The organism is Solibacillus sp. FSL W7-1472 (genome assembly GCF_037969775.1).
GTDB lineage: Bacteria > Bacillota > Bacilli > Bacillales_A > Planococcaceae > Solibacillus > Solibacillus silvestris.
The window spans coordinates 944589-963727 of sequence record NZ_CP150208.1 but is presented as its reverse complement, the minus strand read 5'-3'; the positions used below and the strand labels follow the sequence as shown (position 1 = coordinate 963727).

Sequence of the window (19139 nt, the reverse complement as noted above, 5' to 3'; positions counted from 1 at the left end):
AAGTAACTCCTTTATATTATTCAATATTTTGAACTTGTTCACGCATTTTTTCCAAAATTGTCTTTGCCTGTACAACTGCAGCTGAACATTGAGTTGACTGATTTTTTGAACCGATTGTATTAATTTCACGGTTCATTTCCTGCATAATGAAATCAAGCTTCCGTCCAATCGCAATGTTTTCATTTAATGTTTCGGACAACTGATTGAAATGGCTATCCAACCGGTCCAGCTCTTCTGTAATATCAATTCGCTCTGCATAAATCGCAACTTCCGTAAGTAAACGATCATCCAACGTTTGACCGCTCGCCACTTCTTCTAAACGGCTCATTAAACGTTCGCGATATTTTTCAACTGCGAGCGGTGCATAGTGGCGTATTTCAGCAATTTGCGCTTCAAGGTCTTTTTTGTACTGTAGCATCACTTGCTGCAGACCTTGCCCTTCACGATCACGCATCGCAATGAGGTTTTGAATCGCTTCTGCCAATGCATTTTTTACAGCTTCTATGATCTCATCCTGCATGAACTCAATTTTTTCAACCTGCAACACTTGGTCCAAACTCACAATCTCCTGCATTGTCCACTTTTCCTCCATTGGAACCGTTTGTGACAATTCCTTTTTTGCCTGGAGGAAAGCATTGAGCAGTGACCAATTGATTTGAATCGTCTGTTCAGTGTCATGGAGCTCCTTCAGAAAAATGATAACATCTATTTTCCCACGAGAAACTGCATCAGACAACATTTTTTTTGCTACTACTTCAGATTCCATCCATTCTTTTGGAAACTTTGTATTAATTTCTAAAAAACGATGATTCACAGCACGAATTTCAACAGTGAGTTGAAAGTGTTTCGTTGTTGTGACCCCCCTGCCGAATCCGGTCATACTACGTACCAAGGTTCGTCACATCCTTCTTTACTTAATTGTTTCAATTATAGCATATGTGTTATCGATTTTGCTTTAACGTCTATTATCCAAATATATATTTTATCATAGATAGGATGTAATAAAATACTTTTTATTTTATGTAAGAAGGAAGGAATTGGCTTCCTATAATTAGGGAGTTGATTTCCATTGCGGGGCGGACGCTTTCCGCGGGCGTGAGACCAACAGGATGTTGGTCACAAAAGCGTCGCCACAGGACGTGGCGTTCTTAGCTTTTGTTCCTAGTCTCAGGCGTCACGCTGCTCCCGCTGGAGTCGCCACCCCTCCATTCCAATCAACAGGCTTTAATCATATTTCCCTCATATAAATAATACGTTTCCTTAATATATAGTAATTTACGATAACTACAGGTTTGAACGAAAAAATGGTATGATAAAACAATCAAAGAACTTATTTAATGAAAGAGGCATAAAGATGGCATTTGACGGACTATTTACTCGTTCGATGAGCAAGGAACTACAAAGCTTGACTTCCGGACGTATTACAAAAATTTATCAGCCGAATGCACTTGAAGTTGTATTGCAAATTCGTGCAGCAGGCCAAAATAGTAAACTATTATTTTCTATTCACCCTTCATATTCCCGTGTTCACATAACAGATCAATCGATTGAAAATCCGGCAGATCCGCCAATGTTTTGTATGCTGTTACGCAAACATATTGAAGGAGGCTTTATTTCAGCTGTCATTCAGGACGGCTTTGAACGGGTAATCACTTTTGAAATTGACAGTAAAAATGAAATCGGCGATGCGGTAAAGCGAAAACTCGTCATTGAAATTATGGGGCGTCATAGTAACTTGCTGTTAATCGATGCTAAAAACGATGTAATTATCGATAGCATAAAACATCTGCCACCATCGATGAACAGCTTCCGGACTGTTTTACCGGGGCAGCAGTATGTCGCACCGCCCCAACAACAAAAAATTGCCCTGACAAGTTTATCGGATGTTGAGTTGAAAGAGGTTTTCTCCAAACAACTAACCGCTAAAGACATTGTCCAACAGTTTGCCGGTTTTTCTCCATTGCATGCAAATGAATTGCTGCACCGTATCACAACAACTGATGCTGTTACTGCTAGCAGACAGCTGATGAATGAAATTGCAACGAGTGCAAACCCGACCTATGTTGAGCAGGAAGGAAAAATCTACTTCTCGCCAACAGCGCTAACTCATTTATCAGGTGCTGTTACAAACTATGGAACACTTGGCGAACTGCTTGACCGTGTATTTTTTGCCCGTGCAAAACGGGACCGGGTAAAACAGCAAGCAGGTGATCTTGAACGCTGGCTGCAAAATGAATTGAATAAATTAAAGCTGAAACAAAAAAAGCTTCAAAAAGATTTCGAACGTGCTCAAAATCTGGAGCAGTTCCAACTTTACGGTGAGCTTTTGATGGCCAATCTTTATAATTTCGAAAAAGGTGCAGAATTTGTAGATGTTGAAAACTATTACAGTGAAAATGCCGAAACAGTAAGAATACCGATTAGCCCGAGAAAAACACCGATCGAAAATGCGCAAAGCTATTACACAAAGTACAATAAAGCAAAAACTGCGTTAATTATGATTGAAGAACAGAAACATAAAGCAACGGAAGATATCAACTATTTGGAAATGCTTACACAGCAAGTACAGCAAGCCTCCACTAAAGATATTGAAGAAATCCGTGAAGAACTGGCAGAACAAGGTTTACTGCGAATTCGCCAGGCTAAACGAAAAAAGAAACCGACAAAACCCGAACCTGAAAAATTTGTATCTACTTCAGGTATTTCAATTTCGGTCGGCAAAAACAATAAACAAAATGATTATTTGACATTCAAAATTGGAAAACGCAACGAAGTATGGCTGCATACGAAAGATATTCCGGGCTCGCACGTTGTCATCCATTCGGAAAACCCGGATGAGCAGACATTAACGGAAGCCGCCGTATTATGTGCTTATTTTTCCAAAGCACGCGACTCTTCATCGGTTCCGGTCGACTATACGGAAATTCGCCATGTGAAAAAACCGAATGGTGCAAAACCAGGATTTGTCATTTATTTTGAGCAAAAAACGCTTTATGTAACACCGGATGAAGCGATTGTGATGCAATTGAAAAAATAAACATTGAAAAAACCGCTTAGAAAATTTCTAAGCGGCTTTTTTGTTAATAATTATTTAATTGGTGCGTCAGCTGTTAATTCAATTTCATGTAATTCAGTTGCATTTCCATAGTCAACATTGTAGTTTTTCACACGTTTGTTAACTGGAATGATTTCTGTACGGAAGTATGTTGGAACTGTTGTTGCTTGTTCGAACATGTACTCTTCCCACTTACGGAATGCATCAGCACGGTATTCTGCGTCAACCGCTTCTTTAGAGTCGATATCAGCTAATAATGTTTGTAATTCCGGTGTTACGAAACGGCTATAGTTGAATGAAGCTCCTTCACCGTATAAACCAAGTGGAGATGGGTTTGTACCAGTACCCCATGCAGCCATGAACATATCGATTTCTGGATCATCCGCTTTTACTTTGTCGTAGAAGCTGTTGAACTCGATTAAACGGCCAGTTGTTAACTGTACATCTAAACCAACATCTTTCCAGTTTTGACGGTAGTATTCAACGATTGCTTCGTCAGTATCAGAACCTGACATACCTGCCATACGGATTTCGAATTTTTCACCGTTTTTATCTTCACGGATTCCGTCGCCGTCAACATCTTTGTATCCAGCTTCATCTAATAATGCTTTTGCTTTTTCCGGATCATAGTTGAATCCTTCTAAAGAATTGTCATGGAATGAAGCGAACGCTGGCGGAATTAATGAAGTTGCACGTGAACGTAAACCTTGGTAGAAACGCTCACCAACTTGCTCGATATCCATTGCGTAAGCGATTGCCTTACGTAAATTAGCATCATTCATTTTTGCGTTTTCATCTGTAATGTTTACACTTGCAGTTGCATCCCATTTACCAAGCTTGAAGCCAAGGTAAGAGTATGCTAACTCCGGACGAGCTAATACTGTTAAGTTTTCAAGATCTTTAACGCCATCATACTGGTTTGTCGGATATGCAGATGCCATATCGTATTTACCTGTACGTAATGCTTCACCGATAGAAGATGAAGGTACTACTTGTAATACTACTTTGTCTAACTTCGGTTTACCTTTCCAGTAGTGCTCGTTCGCTACGAACTGAACAGATTCACCGTCAACTAATTTATCTAATTTAAATGGTCCTAAAGTTACAGGAGATTTACGTACCGCATCTGAAGAGATTAAGTCCTTAACAGGAATATCCTTCAGCACATGTTTCGGCGCTGCATAACCCCATAAGCCGTCACCTAAAGAGTAGATAGCCGGAGAAACTTTAGTCATAGAAATTTCAACTGTTTTGTCATCGATCTTTTTAATACCAGAGATTGTATCTGCAGTACCTGCTTTATATTCAGCAGCACCGATAATGTTTTTGAAATCATCATCATAACGGATACCTGTATAGTCAGGGTGACCGATAATTTCATATGCATAAATGATATCTTCAACAGTCATTGGCGTACCATCAGACCATTTCACTTCATCAGGTTGGATAGTGATTGTTACTTTGTTGTTATCTGCATCTACATCTAACTTCGCAATCCCTTCATCCGTTACAAGGAAGTCACCATCTGTTTCGAAAATTGAGTTTGTCATGAAATCTAAAATGTCTGAATCATAACCGTCTTCATATAATTCATACGAGAATACACCTTGGAAAGGAGAATCTGTTACTAAAGCGAATTGTAATGTACCGCCTTCGATTACATCTCCATCATTTGTAACGTCAGATGGTAATGTTGGAGATTCTGCAGTAGAACCGCCGTCATTTGTGTTTTCTTCTGTCTTTGTACCATCTGTATTTTCAGCTGGTTTTTCAGTTGTTGTTTCGTCATCGCCTCCACAAGCTGCTAATACTAGTGCCGTAGCAAATACTGATGACAGCATTAAACCTTTCTTTTTCTTCATCTGTTTTTCCTCCCTTATTATCCTAAACGTTGTTTTGCGTCAGCAGAGCGTCGTAACGCTTGACCAACGTAATTTATACCAAGCATCATTACTAAGATTAATATTGATGCAGGCAACCATACCCACCATTTACTCGATAAAATTATCGGGTTCATAGCATAACTTACTAAAGTTCCTAAACTTGGTGTTGACGGTGGTAAACCGAAACCTAAGAACGAAAGACCTGTTTCAATCCCTACATTTCCCGCAAAGCTTAATGTCACTTCGACAATTAAGAGCGAGCTTAAGTTTGGCAATAATCCTTTAAACATGATCGCGAAATCACTTGTACCCATTGTTTTGGAGGCACTAATGTAATCGCGTCGTGCTTCAGAAAGTGCTTTTGATCGCACAAGTCTGGCCGTCGACATCCACTGAAATGCTGCAATAATTAAGATTAAATCCAATATTCCGTATGATGGAATGATTGTTACGACTACGATGATGATCATAGTAGTTGGTAGAGTGATAAAGAAATCAATAATACGCATGAAGAAATTATCGATGAAACCACCGTAATACCCCATAATAATACCAAGACCGATACCTACTACATTTGCAATAATTGTAATAGCAATTGCAATCAAGATTGAGTTTTTAGCGCCAATGATCAGCTGCCCAAACATATCCCGTCCGGCTTCGTCGGCGCCAAGGAGATAACCTCGGACACCAGGTTCAGTGAAGCGCTCCAATAATTGAATTTTCATTACTTCAGTCTGATCAATAGTGAAGAATGCCATAATCATAATCGCAATCATTAGCAGAATACTTCCTATTAATGAGAACATTGCTAATTTATCTTTTTTAAACTCTCGCCATATTACTTGAATACCAGTTGGTGGAGAGCTTTGAGATTCTAATTTTTCTACTGTCTGTTCATTTTTGTTTTCCATGATTAAAATCACCTCTCCTTAGTCATTATTAATTGATTGATTAGTCTATGCGAATTCGCGGATCCACTATACTTAAGATAATATCGGATAATAGACTACCTAATAATGCTAAGAAGCCGTATAACATTACTAATGCCGTTATTACACTATAGTCACGACTTGAAATGGACTCGACAAACAATTTACCCATTCCCGGATAAGCGAATACAGTTTCAATGAAAATCGATCCACCGAGTAAACCGGTAATCGTGAATCCTAAGAACGCTGCAATCGGTAACAAAGAGTTACGGAAGATATGACGTGAATATACTTTCTTCATCGGTATCCCTTTACTGCGTGCTGTTTTAACATAATCCATTGTTTTTGCATCAATAATTTCCGAACGTAAATATTGAATGACACCCGTCGTACCTAGCAGTGCATAGCTGGCTGCAGGTAACAATAAATGGTAGAATTTACTCCAATAATAACTCCAGGTTCCTGGATCTACCCCTATTTCCACCGTACCACTTGTCGGGAACCACATTAGTCGGTAACCGAAAATGAATACGAAAATTAAATACAGTACGAATGCAGGTATTGCATAAGAGATAAAGCTGTAAAGTACAATAGACTTATCTAAAAATGAATCGTGGTAACGTCCAGCCAGTACTCCTAGAGGAATTGCCAGCACATAAAGGAAAATTACACTAAGCAATGAAAGTAATAATGTGTTCATAGCACGATCCCCAATAATATCTGCAACCGGCTTTTTAAATGTATAACTTTGACCGAAGTCACCTTGTGCTGCATTTGTTATCCAGTTATAGTACTGTACATACCATGGATCATAAAAACCTGCTTTAACACGTAATTCTTCAATAACATTCGGATCTGTTTCAGGAGTAATTAATCCTGTAAATGGATCCCCTGGCATTTGTTTCGCTAATATGAAAATTAGGAGACTTAAAATAAATAGCTGCGGAATCATTATTAATACACGGCGAACTATCGTTTTCCACATACTATACACGCTCCTTTTCATCTTCAGACATTGCTACTCTATGTGAGTCTGAAATCGATTTTAAAGGATATACTTTTCCATCCTTATCGTAATATTTATGTTGTTCCTGGCGATATGCTGCTTCAACTTGCTGACGTTCAAGCTTACGTTCAATTCGAGTTTCAGGCTCAATATCAGGAATTGCAGAAAGCAGACGATTTGTATAAATATGCTGCGGATTTGTGTAAATATCTTCACGCTTACCTGTTTCTACGAATCTACCTTTATACATAATAGAAATGTGGTCACACATATGGCGAACAACACCTAAATCGTGAGAGATGAATAAATAACTAATTCCATATTGTTCTTGAATATCCTTCATAAAGTTTAAAACTTGTGCCTGTACGGATAAATCAAGTGCCGAAACGGGCTCATCAGCAATAATCATTTTTGGGTTACATGCAACAGCACGGGCAATCCCTAAACGTTGCTTTTGTCCACCAGAAAATTCGTGCGGATATTTAAGTAGTACGTCCTCTGACATCCCTACAATTGCCAGTAGCTCATTAATACGTTTGCGCTCTTCTTGCGGAGACAACTTCAGGAAATTACGAATTGGCTCTGCTAAAATATCTAATACACGTTTACGCGGGTTCATACTGGAATGTGAATCCTGGAATATCATCTGGATATCTCGGTTATAGGCTGAATCACGTTTACGGCGTGCATTTGTTACATCTTCACCTTCATAAAGAATACGGCCTGATGTAATTTTTTCCAACCCGATAATTGCTTTACCGGTAGTCGATTTACCTGAGCCCGATTCCCCTACAAGACCGTAAGTTTTCCCTCGGTCAAATTCCATCGTTACACCATCTACTGCGTAAACATGGTCAACTACTGTGTTAAAAAATCCACCTCGGATCGGATAGTGAACTTTTAAATCTTCTACTTGCATGAAACTCATTGATTTACGCTCCCTTCCTCATCCTCAAAATGGAAATCTTTCCAACATGTACAGCGTACAAGGTGGCCAGGAGCAACTTCATGAAGCTGTGGATTTGCTTCATGTGCTGATTGCGGAATCCAAGGGATACGTGATGAGAAACGGCAGCCTTGGCGTGGTAACTTCATTAAAGAAGGAACCATCCCTTGAATTATTTCTAATTTTTCATTCTCACTGTTTGTTTGAGGAATTGATTTCAGTAAAGATCTTGTATACGGGTGCTTCGGATTTCTGAATAATTCCACAACAGGTGCTTCCTCTATTACTTCTCCGGCATACATTACAGCTACTCGGTCCGCTACTTCAGCAACAACCCCTAAGTCATGTGTAATTAAAATAATGCCTGATTGAATTTCATCTTGTAGTGACTTTAATAAGTCTAAAATTTGCGCTTGGATTGTTACATCAAGCGCTGTTGTCGGTTCATCCGCAATAATGATTGCAGGCTTTCCTGATAATGCGATGGCGATCATGACACGCTGACGCATACCACCAGATAACTGATGTGGGAATTGACTTGCAACACGTTGCATATTCGCAATCCCTACTTGATCCAATAATTCAATAACACGTTTTTCACGTTGTTCTTTAGTTAATTTTGTATGATAAATTAACCCTTCCTCAATTTGCTCACCGATACGCATTAATGGGTTTAATGCAGAAAGTGGATCTTGGAAAATGAAACCGATGTCATTTCCTCTTAACTTATTAAACTGTTCATCTGTCAATTTAACTAAGTTTTGATTGTTGTAAAGAATTTCCCCTTCAACTTTTGTAGTAACAGAATTGTGCAACCCAACCACTGATGTTGCCAAAGTACTTTTCCCACAACCTGATTCACCAACAATTGCTAAAATCTCATTTTTGCGAAGCGTTAACGAAACATTGTCTACAGCTGGGTAGTATGTATCTTTAATTCGGAAACTCGTACGTAAATTTCGGATTTCTAATAATTCATTCGTAGACACTATATAACCGCTCCTTTCTCCTTAAACATACCTTCGACTCTGCTAAACTCGTTCTATAATTAAATTTTTCCAAATAGAATAAAATACCCTTATCAAAAAAATTTAAACCTTGCTAATACTCAGTCTTTTTAAAATATTAATTATTTGTTAATTTTTGTATTACATTGTAAATTATCCATAAAACATATTTACATGTCAATTATTAAACTTTCTAACTATTCTAATTTAACATTTTAAATTTATCAATAGCAAACTATTCTTTTAAGTTTAAATTTTCCGATAATTTGATTTAAAAATTAACGTTTAATGATTAAATTTATCGCTTTTCCAACATAAAACAACGAGAATTACTTTTAGGCTTTGTTTAATAAAAAAGCATTTCATTAAACTTCATTATTAAAAAAACTGATATTTCACATAATGGAATTATATAACTATAACAAAAACGTGTAAAGTATATTTTTGATAACTTCACACGTTTTTGAATATTTTTAATATTTTTTATCCCGCATTAACGGGTAGTAAGACACCCAGGCGGATGACCAACTACCCGTAAAAGCCCGATTGGTGCCACTAACAATCCGTGGGTGATGAGCCCCCGGATTGAAGTTTTACTTTATCTCAATTTACCTGTTTTTAAATCTTGATGCCAATTTTTTAAGAAAGGAATGTCCTTTTCCTGAATGGCTGATGCCTCTTTTGCTGCATCGATTAAGTAATCAAAATTTGTTAATGAAACAAATTTCACGCCAGCTTCATCAAACGCCTGATCCGCTTTAGGCAAATTATATGTATACACACATACGACCCCTAACACTTCACAACCTGCATTGCGTAATGCTTCAACAGCAGTAATGGATGAACCTCCTGTTGAAATGATATCCTCAATTACAACCACTTTTTGACCTTTTGCATATTTTCCTTCAATTTGATTTCCGCGGCCGTGCTCTTTTGCTTTTGAACGCACATAAACCATCGGCAATTGCATAATATCCGCTACCCAGGCTGCATGAGGAATCCCCGCAGTTGCAGTACCCGCCACTACTTCACAGTCAGAAAAATGATCTTTAATTAATGAGGAAAGTCCGTTGGCAAGCTGCTTGCGAATAACTGGATCCGAAATAGTTAAACGTGTATCGCAGTAAATTGGTGACTGAATTCCTGAAGCCCATGTAAATAAATCGGTCGGATTCAATTCCACCGCTCCTACTTTTAGCATTGCGTGTGCAATTTCGTTTTGTAATGACATTTTAATTAGCCTCCCATAAGTTACAAACTTCTTGATATGCTTTCACCGGATTGACGGCACCTGTAATGGCACGTCCTACAACAATAAGTGATGAGCCGTCTTTTTTAGCACCATCAGGGGTTGCAATACGCTGTTGATCATGTGCCTCCCCACCAAGCATACGGATTCCCGGTGTTACCCGTAAAAAGTCATCTCCGCATGCTTCACGAATAGCCTGTGCCTCATGAACAGAACAGACAACACCGTGAAGGCCTGCTTGTTTTGCCAGCTGTGCATAATGTAAGACGGATTCTTTCAAAGATAGGGCAATTTTTTGCTCATCATGCATACGCTGTTCTGTCGTAGAAGTCAGTTGTGTAACGGCAATTAACGCCGCTCTTTTAGCTCCTGCTGGTGTACCCGCCTCCAAGCCTTCCAATGCACCTTCCATCATCATCCGTCCACCTGCTGCATGAACATTCACTAAATCCACACCTAGCCCTGCTAAGCCCTTCATTGCTGATTTCACTGTGTTCGGGATATCATGAAGCTTTAAGTCTAAAAATATATCATGTCCTTGTTCTTTTACTTTTCGGACAATAGTTGGGCCTTCCTGCATATACAGTTCCATCCCGATTTTAACGAAAAGTTTTTCTTCAAATTGTCCTAAAAAGCCCATAACTTCTTTCTCACCAGGAAAATCTAAAGCAATAATTGGTTTTGTATTCATATTAACGGTGGCTCCTTCCGATAATTTCTGAAATATGCTTCACATTTAATGTATCAAGCAAGACCGGTAATTCCTCGATGATTGTCGGACATACGAAGTGATCCACAAAGTTTGCTGTCCCGACTGCCACAGCTGATGCACCTGCAGACATAAAATCGATCACATCCTGTGCACAAGTCACTCCACCCATGCCGATAATCGGAATATTCACAGCTTTATAAACGTCATACACCATACGGATAGCTACCGGTTTAATGGCAGGACCTGATAAGCCGCCTGTCCCGTTTGCAATGACAGGTTTCCCTGTACGCTCGTCCAAACGCATACCCACAAGTGTATTAATCATCGTTATACCGTCCGCTCCACCTGCTTCCACCGCTTTGGCAATGTCTACAATATTTGTCACGTTCGGAGATAGTTTCACATATACAGGTACACTTGAAACTGCCTTTACAGCAGCAGTTAACTGCCTAGCTGTTTCCGGATCTGTCCCGAATTGAATCCCGCCGCATTTTACATTCGGACAAGAAATATTTAATTCTAACGCCTTTACGTTAGAGGCCTTTGAAATACGGTCTGCTACTTCCACATAATCCGCAACTTCCGTGCCGGCAACATTGGCAATAACCGGGACATCATAGCTTTCCAAAAACTTCAGCTCTTCATCCATTACCTTTTCAATCCCTGGATTTTGCAGGCCGATCGCATTTAACATGCCTGCTGATGTTTCGGCTACACGCGGTGTCGGATTCCCTTTACGCGTTTCCACTGTTGTTGCTTTAATCATGATAGCACCTAGCTTTGATAAATCATAAAGCTGGGCATATTCGCGTCCAAAGCCAAAGCAGCCTGACGCGGGCATAATTGGATTTTTCAAGTCCAAACCTGGCAATTGTAAGTTTAATCTGCTCATAATGCCACAACTCCTTTCGGGAATACTGGCCCGTCTGAGCACACTTTTACATAGTCTTTTCCATAACCTTCTGTCGTATCGCATACACATGCAAAACACGCACCGATTCCGCAGCCCATTCGTTCCTCAAAGGATAGGTACCCTTCTTTTTCAGGGTAATAGCTTTCTAAAGCACGAAGCATCGGCAATGGACCACATGAATAAAACAGATCAAACTCAGGCTTTACTTCATCAAATACTGTTGTAACAAACCCTTTCGTTCCCTTCGTGCCGTCTACTGTTGCATAGTAAGTATCGCCTAAAGCAGTGAACTGTTCCTCGTAGAAGCATACATCCTCTGATTGGAAACCTAGAACATGGATCGTTTTCACGCCGCGCGCATTCAGTTGTTTCGCTAATTCATGGAGTGGCGGGACACCAATTCCCCCTCCTACTAAAAGCGCTGTCTTGCCGGGCTTTGCCGCTTCAACAGGAAACCCGTTCCCTAACGGACCTAACACATCCACGATTTCATTTTCGCGGTTTGTTGCCAGAAATTTCGTACCACGGCCTTCAGCACGGTAAATCATCGTAAATTCATTTTTTTCTTTATCTACATTAGCAATACTGATTGGTCGACGTAACAAAGGTTCGAATGTATTTGACACCTTTACATGAACAAACTGGCCAGGCGTCATGTCCTGAACCAGTTGTCCTTGTAGTGTCAATTCGAAAATGTTCGTCGCAATTTGCTTTTGCGCTACAACTGTCATTTTCTCTTGACGAATCATTTTAGTGTACTACCTCCGCTTTCGGCATTTCTTCTGCTGTAAATGTCATTGATTCGATTACGCGCAGCATTGCTTCTGCTGTATCTAATGAAGTTAGGCATGGTACACCGTTTTCAACGGATTCTCGACGAATACGGAAACCATCACGTGCAGGCTGTTTCCCTTTTGTTAATGTATTGACAACTAATTGGGCTTCACCATTTTGAATCATATCGATCAATGTCTTCCCTTTACCGCCGATTTTCTCTACGACGTCAGTTTTAATACCCTTTGCTTCAAATATTTTTGCTGTACCTTCTGTCGCTACGATACGGTAGCCGACTGTCGAGAAGCGTTTCGCCAGACTGATTGCTTCCTCTTTATCTTTATCCGATACAGTGAACAGGATTGTACCATGTGTTTTAATTTCCATTCCTGCTGCTACGAAACCTTTATATAATGCTTTTTCGTAAGTAGCGTCTTTCCCCATTACTTCCCCTGTTGATTTCATTTCAGGTCCTAATGTAATGTCGACACGGCGTAATTTTGCGAATGAGAATACCGGTACTTTTACGAATACGCCTTTCTGTTCTTGTGCCAGCCCTGTTGGATAGCCTTGTTCAATAATCGATTGACCAAGAATCGCTTTTGTTGCGATATTTGCCATTGGGATGTTTGTAATTTTACTTAAAAACGGTACAGTACGACTTGAGCGAGGATTTACTTCGATGACGTAAATTTCACCTTCACTCATTACATATTGGATATTCATTAAGCCGACAATACCAAGGCCTTTTGCCAGGCGAGTCGTATAGTCTACTAATATTTCTTTCTGAGCATCTGTTAACTTTTGTGGTGGATATACACTGATTGAGTCACCTGAGTGCACACCTGCTCGTTCAACATGTTCCATAATTCCTGGAATTAATACATTCTCACCGTCGCAAATTGCATCGACTTCAATTTCCTGTCCCGTTAAGTAACGGTCTACTAATACAGGGTGATCCGGTGATGCTTCAACCGCGTTTGTCATATAGTGAGCAAGCTCTTCCATGTTATAAACAATTTCCATTGCACGGCCGCCTAGTACATATGACGGGCGAACTAATACAGGGAAGCCTAAACCTTCTGCAATTTTCATCGCACCTTCAGCTGATGTTGCTGTATCGCCAGGAGGTTGCGGAATTTTCAGTTCTTGTAATGCCGTTTCGAACTTGTTACGGTTTTCAGCACGGTCGATATCTTCAAGTGTCGTCCCTAAAATTTTCACACCATTCGCTTCAAGCTTATCCGCTAAATTGATCGCTGTTTGCCCGCCGAACTGTACGACTACGCCGATTGGCTGCTCCAGATCAATAATGTGCATCACATCTTCAATTGTTAACGGCTCGAAGTATAATTTATCCGAAATCGAGAAGTCCGTCGAAACTGTTTCTGGATTTGAGTTAATGATGATCGCTTCATAGCCCGCTTCTTGAATTGCCCATACAGAGTGAACTGTTGCATAGTCGAACTCTACGCCTTGACCGATACGGATCGGACCTGAGCCGAGTACTACAACTGAAGGTTTGTCAGTTCGGATCGATTCATTTTCTTCCTCGTAAGTACCGTAGAAGTATGGTGTATTCGATTCGAATTCCGCCGCACATGTATCAACCATTTTATATACTGGAATAATGCCATGCTCTTTACGGAAATCATAAACCGCTTGCTCTTGCATTTCCCAAAGCTGTGCAATTTTTTTATCTGCAAAGCCTAAACGTTTCGCTGTGCGTAAAACTTCCTGATTGCCAATGTTTTCTGCCAATGTTGTTTCCATATCTACAATTTTTTTCAGCTTCGTTAAAAAGAACATGTCAATTGCAGACCATTCATGGATTTTTTCCACAGTAACACCACGTCGTATTGCTTCACCTATAAAGAATAGACGCTCATCCCCTGCTTTTTTAATACGCTTTTCAATCCATGTATCTGTTAATTCATCTGCATGTTTCATTTCAATATGCACATGGCCAGTTTCCAATGAACGGACAGCCTTTAAAATCGCTTCTTCAAATGTACGACCAAGTGCCATAACTTCCCCAGTCGCCTTCATTTGTGTACCAAGGTTACGTTTTGCCGATTCAAATTTATCAAATGGCCAACGTGGAATTTTCGCCACAATGTAGTCAAGTGCCGGCTCGAAGCACGCGAATGTTGAACCTGTAACAGGATTTTTAATCTCATCCAATGTAAGTCCTACAGCGATTTTTGCTGCAAGCTTCGCGATCGGGTAGCCTGTCGCTTTTGATGCTAACGCAGATGATCGTGATACACGAGGGTTTACTTCAATTACATAGTACTGGAATGAGTATGGATCTAATGCAAGCTGTACGTTACAGCCACCTTCGATTTTTAATGCGCGAATAATATCAAGTGAAATGTTACGCAGCATTTGGTTTTCACGGTCTGATAAAGTTTGTGTTGGCGCCACGACAATTGAGTCACCTGTATGGATACCGACCGGGTCAAAGTTTTCCATGTTACATACAACGATCGCATTATCTGCCGCATCACGCATTACTTCATATTCAATCTCTTTAAAGCCTGCGATTGATTTTTCCAGTAAACATTGCGTTACAGGCGAGTATTTTAAACCAGACGTTACAATTTCCTGTAAGTCCTGATCGTTGTAGCAAATTCCGCCGCCTGTTCCGCCAAGTGTGAATGCCGGACGGACGATTACCGGATAACCAATTTTCGCAACGAACGCTTTCGCTTCTTCCATGTTATGGATAATATCAGACTCTGGAACCGGTGCACCAAGTTCATACATTAAGTTTCGGAATAAATCACGGTCTTCAGCTTTATGAATCGCATCCAATTTTGTACCAAGAATTTCAATTCCTAGTTCATCTAAAATTCCAGACTCATCAAGCTCGATTGCCATATTTAACCCTGTTTGACCACCTAATGTAGAAAGAATTGCATCCGGACGCTCTTTTCGTAAAATTCGCGATACAAATTCAAGGCTGATTGGCTCGATATATACTTTGTCTGCGATCTCAGTATCCGTCATAATTGTCGCCGGGTTCGAGTTGATTAAAATTACTTTATAGCCCTCTTCTTTTAATGATAGACATGCTTGTGTCCCTGCATAGTCAAATTCTGCTGCTTGACCGATTACGATCGGACCTGAGCCGATTACTAAAATTGTATTTATATCTGTACGTTTAGGCATATTGGTTCTCCTTTGCTGCTTCGATTTCCATCATTTCGATAAATTCGTCAAATAGGTAGTTTGAATCTTCAGGACCTGGTGATGCTTCCGGGTGATACTGCACAGTGAAAATCGGATAATTCTTATGGCGAACCCCTTCACAAGTACCATCATTTAAAGCGACATGTGTTAACTCTAGATCTGTATCCTTTAACGATTCAATATCGATTGCATAGCCATGGTTTTGGCTCGTTAAATCCGTGCGACCAGTACGAAGGTTTTTAACCGGATGATTTCCGCCTCGGTGACCGAATGGCAATTTAAACGATTTTGCGCCACAAGCTAGTGAAAACAGTTGGTGCCCTAGACAAATACCGAAGATTGGCACTTTTCCGATTAGTCCTTTAATTGTTTCGATTCCTTCTGTTACATCTTCCGGGTTTCCTGGACCGTTCGAAAGCATGATGCCATCCGGATGCATTGCTAAAATTTGCTCGGCTGTCGTGTTATAAGGTACGACCAGTACATCACAGTCACGCTTGTTTAATTCGCGTAAAATACCGTGCTTCATTCCGAAGTCGATCAGCACGACACGTTTTCCGCGTCCTGGTGACGGGTATGCCGCTTTTGGCGATACTTCGCGCACATGGTGTGTAATATAAGGTGTCTCCTGTAATTGAGCTACGATCTTTGCGATATCCACTTCGGCATTCGCTTCAGTTAAAATCGCTCGTACAGCTCCTTTTGTACGAATAATGCGCGTTAATTTTCTTGTATCGATTCCTTCTATGCCCGGGATATCTTGCGCTGCCAAGTAATCCCCTAAAGACATATCCGAGCGCCAGTTTGATGGCTGCTCTGCCAATTCACGTACGACAAAACCGCGGATTGCAGGAGTAATTGCTTCAAAGTCATCACGGTTAATGCCGTAATTTCCGACTAACGGGTATGTTAATGTAACAATTTGTCCGTAAAATGATGGGTCTGAAATAGTTTCCTGGTAGCCTGTCATCCCTGTAGTAAATACAACTTCTCCTTGACTCGCTTTGTCGCTTCCAAATGCAGTACCTGTAAATACAGTGCCATCTTCTAAGATTAGTAAACGCTTCTTCATTATTCTGCCTCCTGATATACAATATTGCCTTCAAACATCGTTACTACCGGCCATCCTTTTGCAGTCCATCCGTTAAATGGTGTGTTACGTCCTTTTGAGACAAACCCTTCTGCATCAATTGTCTGTTCTTTATCCAAATCGATTAGTACAAGATCCGCTGAAGCGCCTACTTCCAATATTCCGTATGGAAGATCGAAAATTTGGGCTGCCTTTACACTCATCCAGTCGACTAATTGCTTCAATGTCCATTTCCCTGTCTCTACAAAATTTGTATACAATAACGGGAATGCTGTCTCAAAACCAACAATACCGAATGGTGCCCCAACCATACCGCAGCATTTTTCTTCTGCTGTATGCGGTGCATGGTCTGTTGCGATACAGTCGATCGTACCGTCAAGCAGTGCTGCATGCAGTGAATCTTTATCGTCTGCAGCACGTAATGGCGGGTTCATCTTCCAGTTGGCATCATCTGATGGGATATCCATTTCTTCTAACAATAGATGGTGTGGACAAACTTCCGCTGTCACTTTAATTCCTGCTGCTTTTGCATCCCTTACAGCGCGTACGGATTCTTTCGTCGATACATGGCATACATGGTATCGTGCACCAGCCGCTTCAGCCAGCAGTACATCTCGAGCAATCTGTACGGACTCGCAAATTGAAGGAATCCCTGGTAAACCAAGTTCTTTATTGCGCTTCCCTTCATGCATAACCCCATCGTAAATAAGTGAATTATCTTCACAGTGTGCTACGACAACCGCATCGAGCTTTGCTGCCTGCTGCATTTGCTCATACATAGTCGACGCTAGCTGAATACCGATGCCGTCGTCCGAGAAAGCGACTGCCCCCTGTTCTTTTAACTCTTGCATATTTGTGCGAACTTCACCTGAAATATCTTTCGTTAAAGAGCCATATGGTAAAACGCGGATCACTGCACTTTCTTTGATCAATCCGTTAATGAGCTGCATATTTTCTACCGAATCCGGTACCGGCTTTGTATTTGGCATCGCACAAATTGTTGTGAAACCGCCTTTTGCTGCAGATGCAGAACCTGTTGCGATCGTTTCTTTATGTTCAAAGCCAGGCTCACGTAAGTGGGTATGTACATCGACAAAACCCGGTGATGCGAAATGACCATTCCCGTCAATCACTGTAGCGCCAGCTGGAATGTCTCCATTAATTGAAGCGATTTTGCCGTTTTCTATTACAATAGTAGAAACTACTAATTCGCCTTCCTCATTGAGTAGCTTCACATTTTGTATAACTGTTGTCATTTTGATCTCTTCCTTTCAAAATCGTTTCTAAAATGGCCATTCGTGTAAATACACCGTTTCGCACTTGTTCAAAAATGCGGGAACGACTGCATTCTACAAGGGCATCCGCAATTTCCACATCGCGGTTTACCGGTGCCGGGTGCATAATGATAGCCCTCTCTTTCATCCGCTGTTCACGTTCAATCGTTAAACCATACTCTACATGGTAGCTTTCTTTTGAAAAGTTTTTACTTACGGAGTGGCGTTCATGCTGGATTCGCAGCAGCATAATGACATCGCTGTCTTCCAGCACTTCTTCCCAGCTATGTGCCGCTTCAAAATTGCCTGCCCATGCCGGCGGACAAAGGAATCGAACATTTGCCCCTAATCGAGTAAGTGCTGTCGCATTTGATTTTGCGACACGGCTATGTGAAATATCACCGACGATCGTAATATTCAAGTCTTCAAATCGACCGAACTCTTTTTGGATCGTATATAAATCCAGCAATGACTGGGAAGGATGTTGGCCAGCGCCATCACCTGCATTAATGACCGCACACCCGATGCCTTCTAGAAGCTCGTTGTAATATTCATCTTCCTTATCTCGAATAACGACAGCATCGATTCCGATCATTTCCAATGTTTTGACTGTATCGTACAGCGTTTCTCCCTTTGTTGTGCTGGAAAACTCGGCATCAAACGGTATAACTGTACATCCTAGTCGACGCTCCGCCATTTCAAAGCTCGTTTTTGTACGTGTACTTGGCTCAAAGAAAAGGTTTGCTACATGAAATTCGCGTTGTAACACAGGGTTTCCCCCATTTTCGAAATGCTGTGCTCGATTTAAAATCATCATTATTTCTTCATTTGACAAATGTTCCATCGATAATAAATTTTTCATGTGAGTGCCTCCGCTTATATCAATTACGCCCCGGCGCAATGCTAGCTTGATATTATTTTATTACATTATGAATATTTAATCTACTTTTTGTTTAAATATACAATATCTCGTCATAAATAAGCCTCGCTATCATCATTAGCGAGGCTTGGAGGGTGTGACAAGGTAAGGTATCATTCTAAAAATGATCCTTTCATGCATGTCATACCCTTCCTTGCCTCTCTGGACAATCTTTAAAAGGTATTTC

At 40.6% G+C, this 19139-nt stretch carries 15 protein-coding genes; 1 reads left to right on the top strand and 14 read right to left on the bottom strand.

What is annotated here, in order from left to right; translation table 11 throughout:
• Positions 1–16 precede the first annotated feature (16 nt).
• Complete coding sequence (locus tag MKY07_RS04600) at positions 17–892, bottom strand: YicC/YloC family endoribonuclease (protein WP_008403354.1); 876 nt, start codon at positions 890–892, stop codon at positions 17–19.
• A gap of 462 nt (positions 893–1354) precedes the next feature.
• Here MKY07_RS04600 and MKY07_RS04595 point away from each other — a divergent pair, with 462 nt between their 5' ends.
• Positions 1355–3037 carry an NFACT RNA binding domain-containing protein gene (locus MKY07_RS04595; RefSeq protein WP_339263947.1) on the top strand — a complete coding sequence of 561 codons (1683 nt, stop codon included), beginning with the start codon at positions 1355–1357 and terminating at the stop codon, positions 3035–3037.
• 50 nt (positions 3038–3087) lie between these two features.
• Here the strand turns inward: MKY07_RS04595 and MKY07_RS04590 are convergent, their stop codons facing one another.
• The 13 genes from MKY07_RS04590 to MKY07_RS04530 all read right to left on the bottom strand — a co-directional run bounded on the left by MKY07_RS04590 (position 3088) and on the right by MKY07_RS04530 (position 18895).
• On the bottom strand, positions 3088–4917 hold the full coding sequence (locus MKY07_RS04590) for an oligopeptide ABC transporter substrate-binding protein (protein WP_008403356.1): 1830 nt from the start codon (positions 4915–4917) through the stop codon (positions 3088–3090).
• A 17-nt stretch (positions 4918–4934) separates the two neighbouring features.
• Positions 4935–5849, bottom strand: a complete 915-nt coding sequence (locus tag MKY07_RS04585; RefSeq protein WP_008403357.1) for an ABC transporter permease — start codon at positions 5847–5849, stop codon at positions 4935–4937.
• 40 nt (positions 5850–5889) lie between these two features.
• On the bottom strand, positions 5890–6852 hold the full coding sequence (gene opp4B / locus MKY07_RS04580) for an oligopeptide ABC transporter permease (protein ID WP_008403358.1): 963 nt from the start codon (positions 6850–6852) through the stop codon (positions 5890–5892).
• A 1-nt stretch (position 6853) separates the two neighbouring features.
• Positions 6854–7801 (bottom strand): ATP-binding cassette domain-containing protein, encoded by a 948-nt coding sequence (locus MKY07_RS04575; protein ID WP_008403359.1) that lies wholly within the window; start codon positions 7799–7801, stop codon positions 6854–6856.
• Entirely contained in the window at positions 7798–8811 is a 1014-nt protein-coding gene (locus tag MKY07_RS04570) for an ABC transporter ATP-binding protein (RefSeq protein ID WP_269764168.1), read from the bottom strand. Before MKY07_RS04570 ends, MKY07_RS04575 begins: the two co-directional genes overlap by 4 nt.
• Positions 8812–9424: 613 nt before the next feature.
• Positions 9425–10057 carry an orotate phosphoribosyltransferase gene (gene pyrE / locus MKY07_RS04565; RefSeq protein ID WP_008403361.1) on the bottom strand — a complete coding sequence of 211 codons (633 nt, stop codon included), beginning with the start codon at positions 10055–10057 and terminating at the stop codon, positions 9425–9427.
• 1 nt (position 10058) lies between these two features.
• Entirely contained in the window at positions 10059–10766 is a 708-nt protein-coding gene (gene pyrF, locus MKY07_RS04560; protein WP_339263945.1) for an orotidine-5'-phosphate decarboxylase, read from the bottom strand.
• A 1-nt stretch (position 10767) separates the two neighbouring features.
• Entirely contained in the window at positions 10768–11679 is a 912-nt protein-coding gene (locus tag MKY07_RS04555) for a dihydroorotate dehydrogenase (protein ID WP_339263944.1), read from the bottom strand.
• On the bottom strand, positions 11676–12449 hold the full coding sequence (locus tag MKY07_RS04550) for a dihydroorotate dehydrogenase electron transfer subunit (RefSeq protein WP_339263943.1): 774 nt from the start codon (positions 12447–12449) through the stop codon (positions 11676–11678). The genes MKY07_RS04555 and MKY07_RS04550 overlap by 4 nt, the downstream gene beginning before the upstream one ends.
• 1 nt (position 12450) lies before the next feature.
• Entirely contained in the window at positions 12451–15648 is a 3198-nt protein-coding gene (gene carB, locus MKY07_RS04545) for a carbamoyl-phosphate synthase large subunit (protein ID WP_339263942.1), read from the bottom strand.
• Positions 15641–16741 (bottom strand): carbamoyl phosphate synthase small subunit, encoded by a 1101-nt coding sequence (locus MKY07_RS04540; protein WP_339263941.1) that lies wholly within the window; start codon positions 16739–16741, stop codon positions 15641–15643. Before MKY07_RS04540 ends, carB begins: the two co-directional genes overlap by 8 nt.
• Entirely contained in the window at positions 16741–18015 is a 1275-nt protein-coding gene (locus MKY07_RS04535) for a dihydroorotase (protein ID WP_339263940.1), read from the bottom strand. Before MKY07_RS04535 ends, MKY07_RS04540 begins: the two co-directional genes overlap by 1 nt.
• Entirely contained in the window at positions 17978–18895 is a 918-nt protein-coding gene (locus MKY07_RS04530) for an aspartate carbamoyltransferase catalytic subunit (RefSeq protein ID WP_339263939.1), read from the bottom strand. Before MKY07_RS04530 ends, MKY07_RS04535 begins: the two co-directional genes overlap by 38 nt.
• Between the last annotated feature and the right edge of the window lie 244 nt (positions 18896–19139).

What these genes read in the sequence shown, in the direction of transcription:
- MKY07_RS04595 (WP_339263947.1), top strand. Translation starts at nt 1,355, where the DNA reads ATGGCATTTGACGGACTATTTACTCGTTCGATGAGCAAGGAACTACAA.
- MKY07_RS04590 (WP_008403356.1), bottom strand. Translation starts at nt 4,917, where the DNA reads ATGAAGAAAAAGAAAGGTTTAATGCTGTCATCAGTATTTGCTACGGCA.
- MKY07_RS04585 (WP_008403357.1), bottom strand. Translation starts at nt 5,849, where the DNA reads ATGGAAAACAAAAATGAACAGACAGTAGAAAAATTAGAATCTCAAAGC.
- opp4B (WP_008403358.1), bottom strand. Translation starts at nt 6,852, where the DNA reads ATGTGGAAAACGATAGTTCGCCGTGTATTAATAATGATTCCGCAGCTA.
- MKY07_RS04575 (WP_008403359.1), bottom strand. Translation starts at nt 7,801, where the DNA reads ATGAGTTTCATGCAAGTAGAAGATTTAAAAGTTCACTATCCGATCCGA.
- pyrE (WP_008403361.1), bottom strand. Translation starts at nt 10,057, where the DNA reads ATGTCATTACAAAACGAAATTGCACACGCAATGCTAAAAGTAGGAGCG.
- pyrF (WP_339263945.1), bottom strand. Translation starts at nt 10,766, where the DNA reads ATGAATACAAAACCAATTATTGCTTTAGATTTTCCTGGTGAGAAAGAA.
- MKY07_RS04555 (WP_339263944.1), bottom strand. Translation starts at nt 11,679, where the DNA reads ATGAGCAGATTAAACTTACAATTGCCAGGTTTGGACTTGAAAAATCCA.
- MKY07_RS04550 (WP_339263943.1), bottom strand. Translation starts at nt 12,449, where the DNA reads ATGATTCGTCAAGAGAAAATGACAGTTGTAGCGCAAAAGCAAATTGCG.
- carB (WP_339263942.1), bottom strand. Translation starts at nt 15,648, where the DNA reads ATGCCTAAACGTACAGATATAAATACAATTTTAGTAATCGGCTCAGGT.
- MKY07_RS04540 (WP_339263941.1), bottom strand. Translation starts at nt 16,741, where the DNA reads ATGAAGAAGCGTTTACTAATCTTAGAAGATGGCACTGTATTTACAGGT.
- MKY07_RS04535 (WP_339263940.1), bottom strand. Translation starts at nt 18,015, where the DNA reads ATGACAACAGTTATACAAAATGTGAAGCTACTCAATGAGGAAGGCGAA.
- MKY07_RS04530 (WP_339263939.1), bottom strand. Translation starts at nt 18,895, where the DNA reads ATGAAAAATTTATTATCGATGGAACATTTGTCAAATGAAGAAATAATG.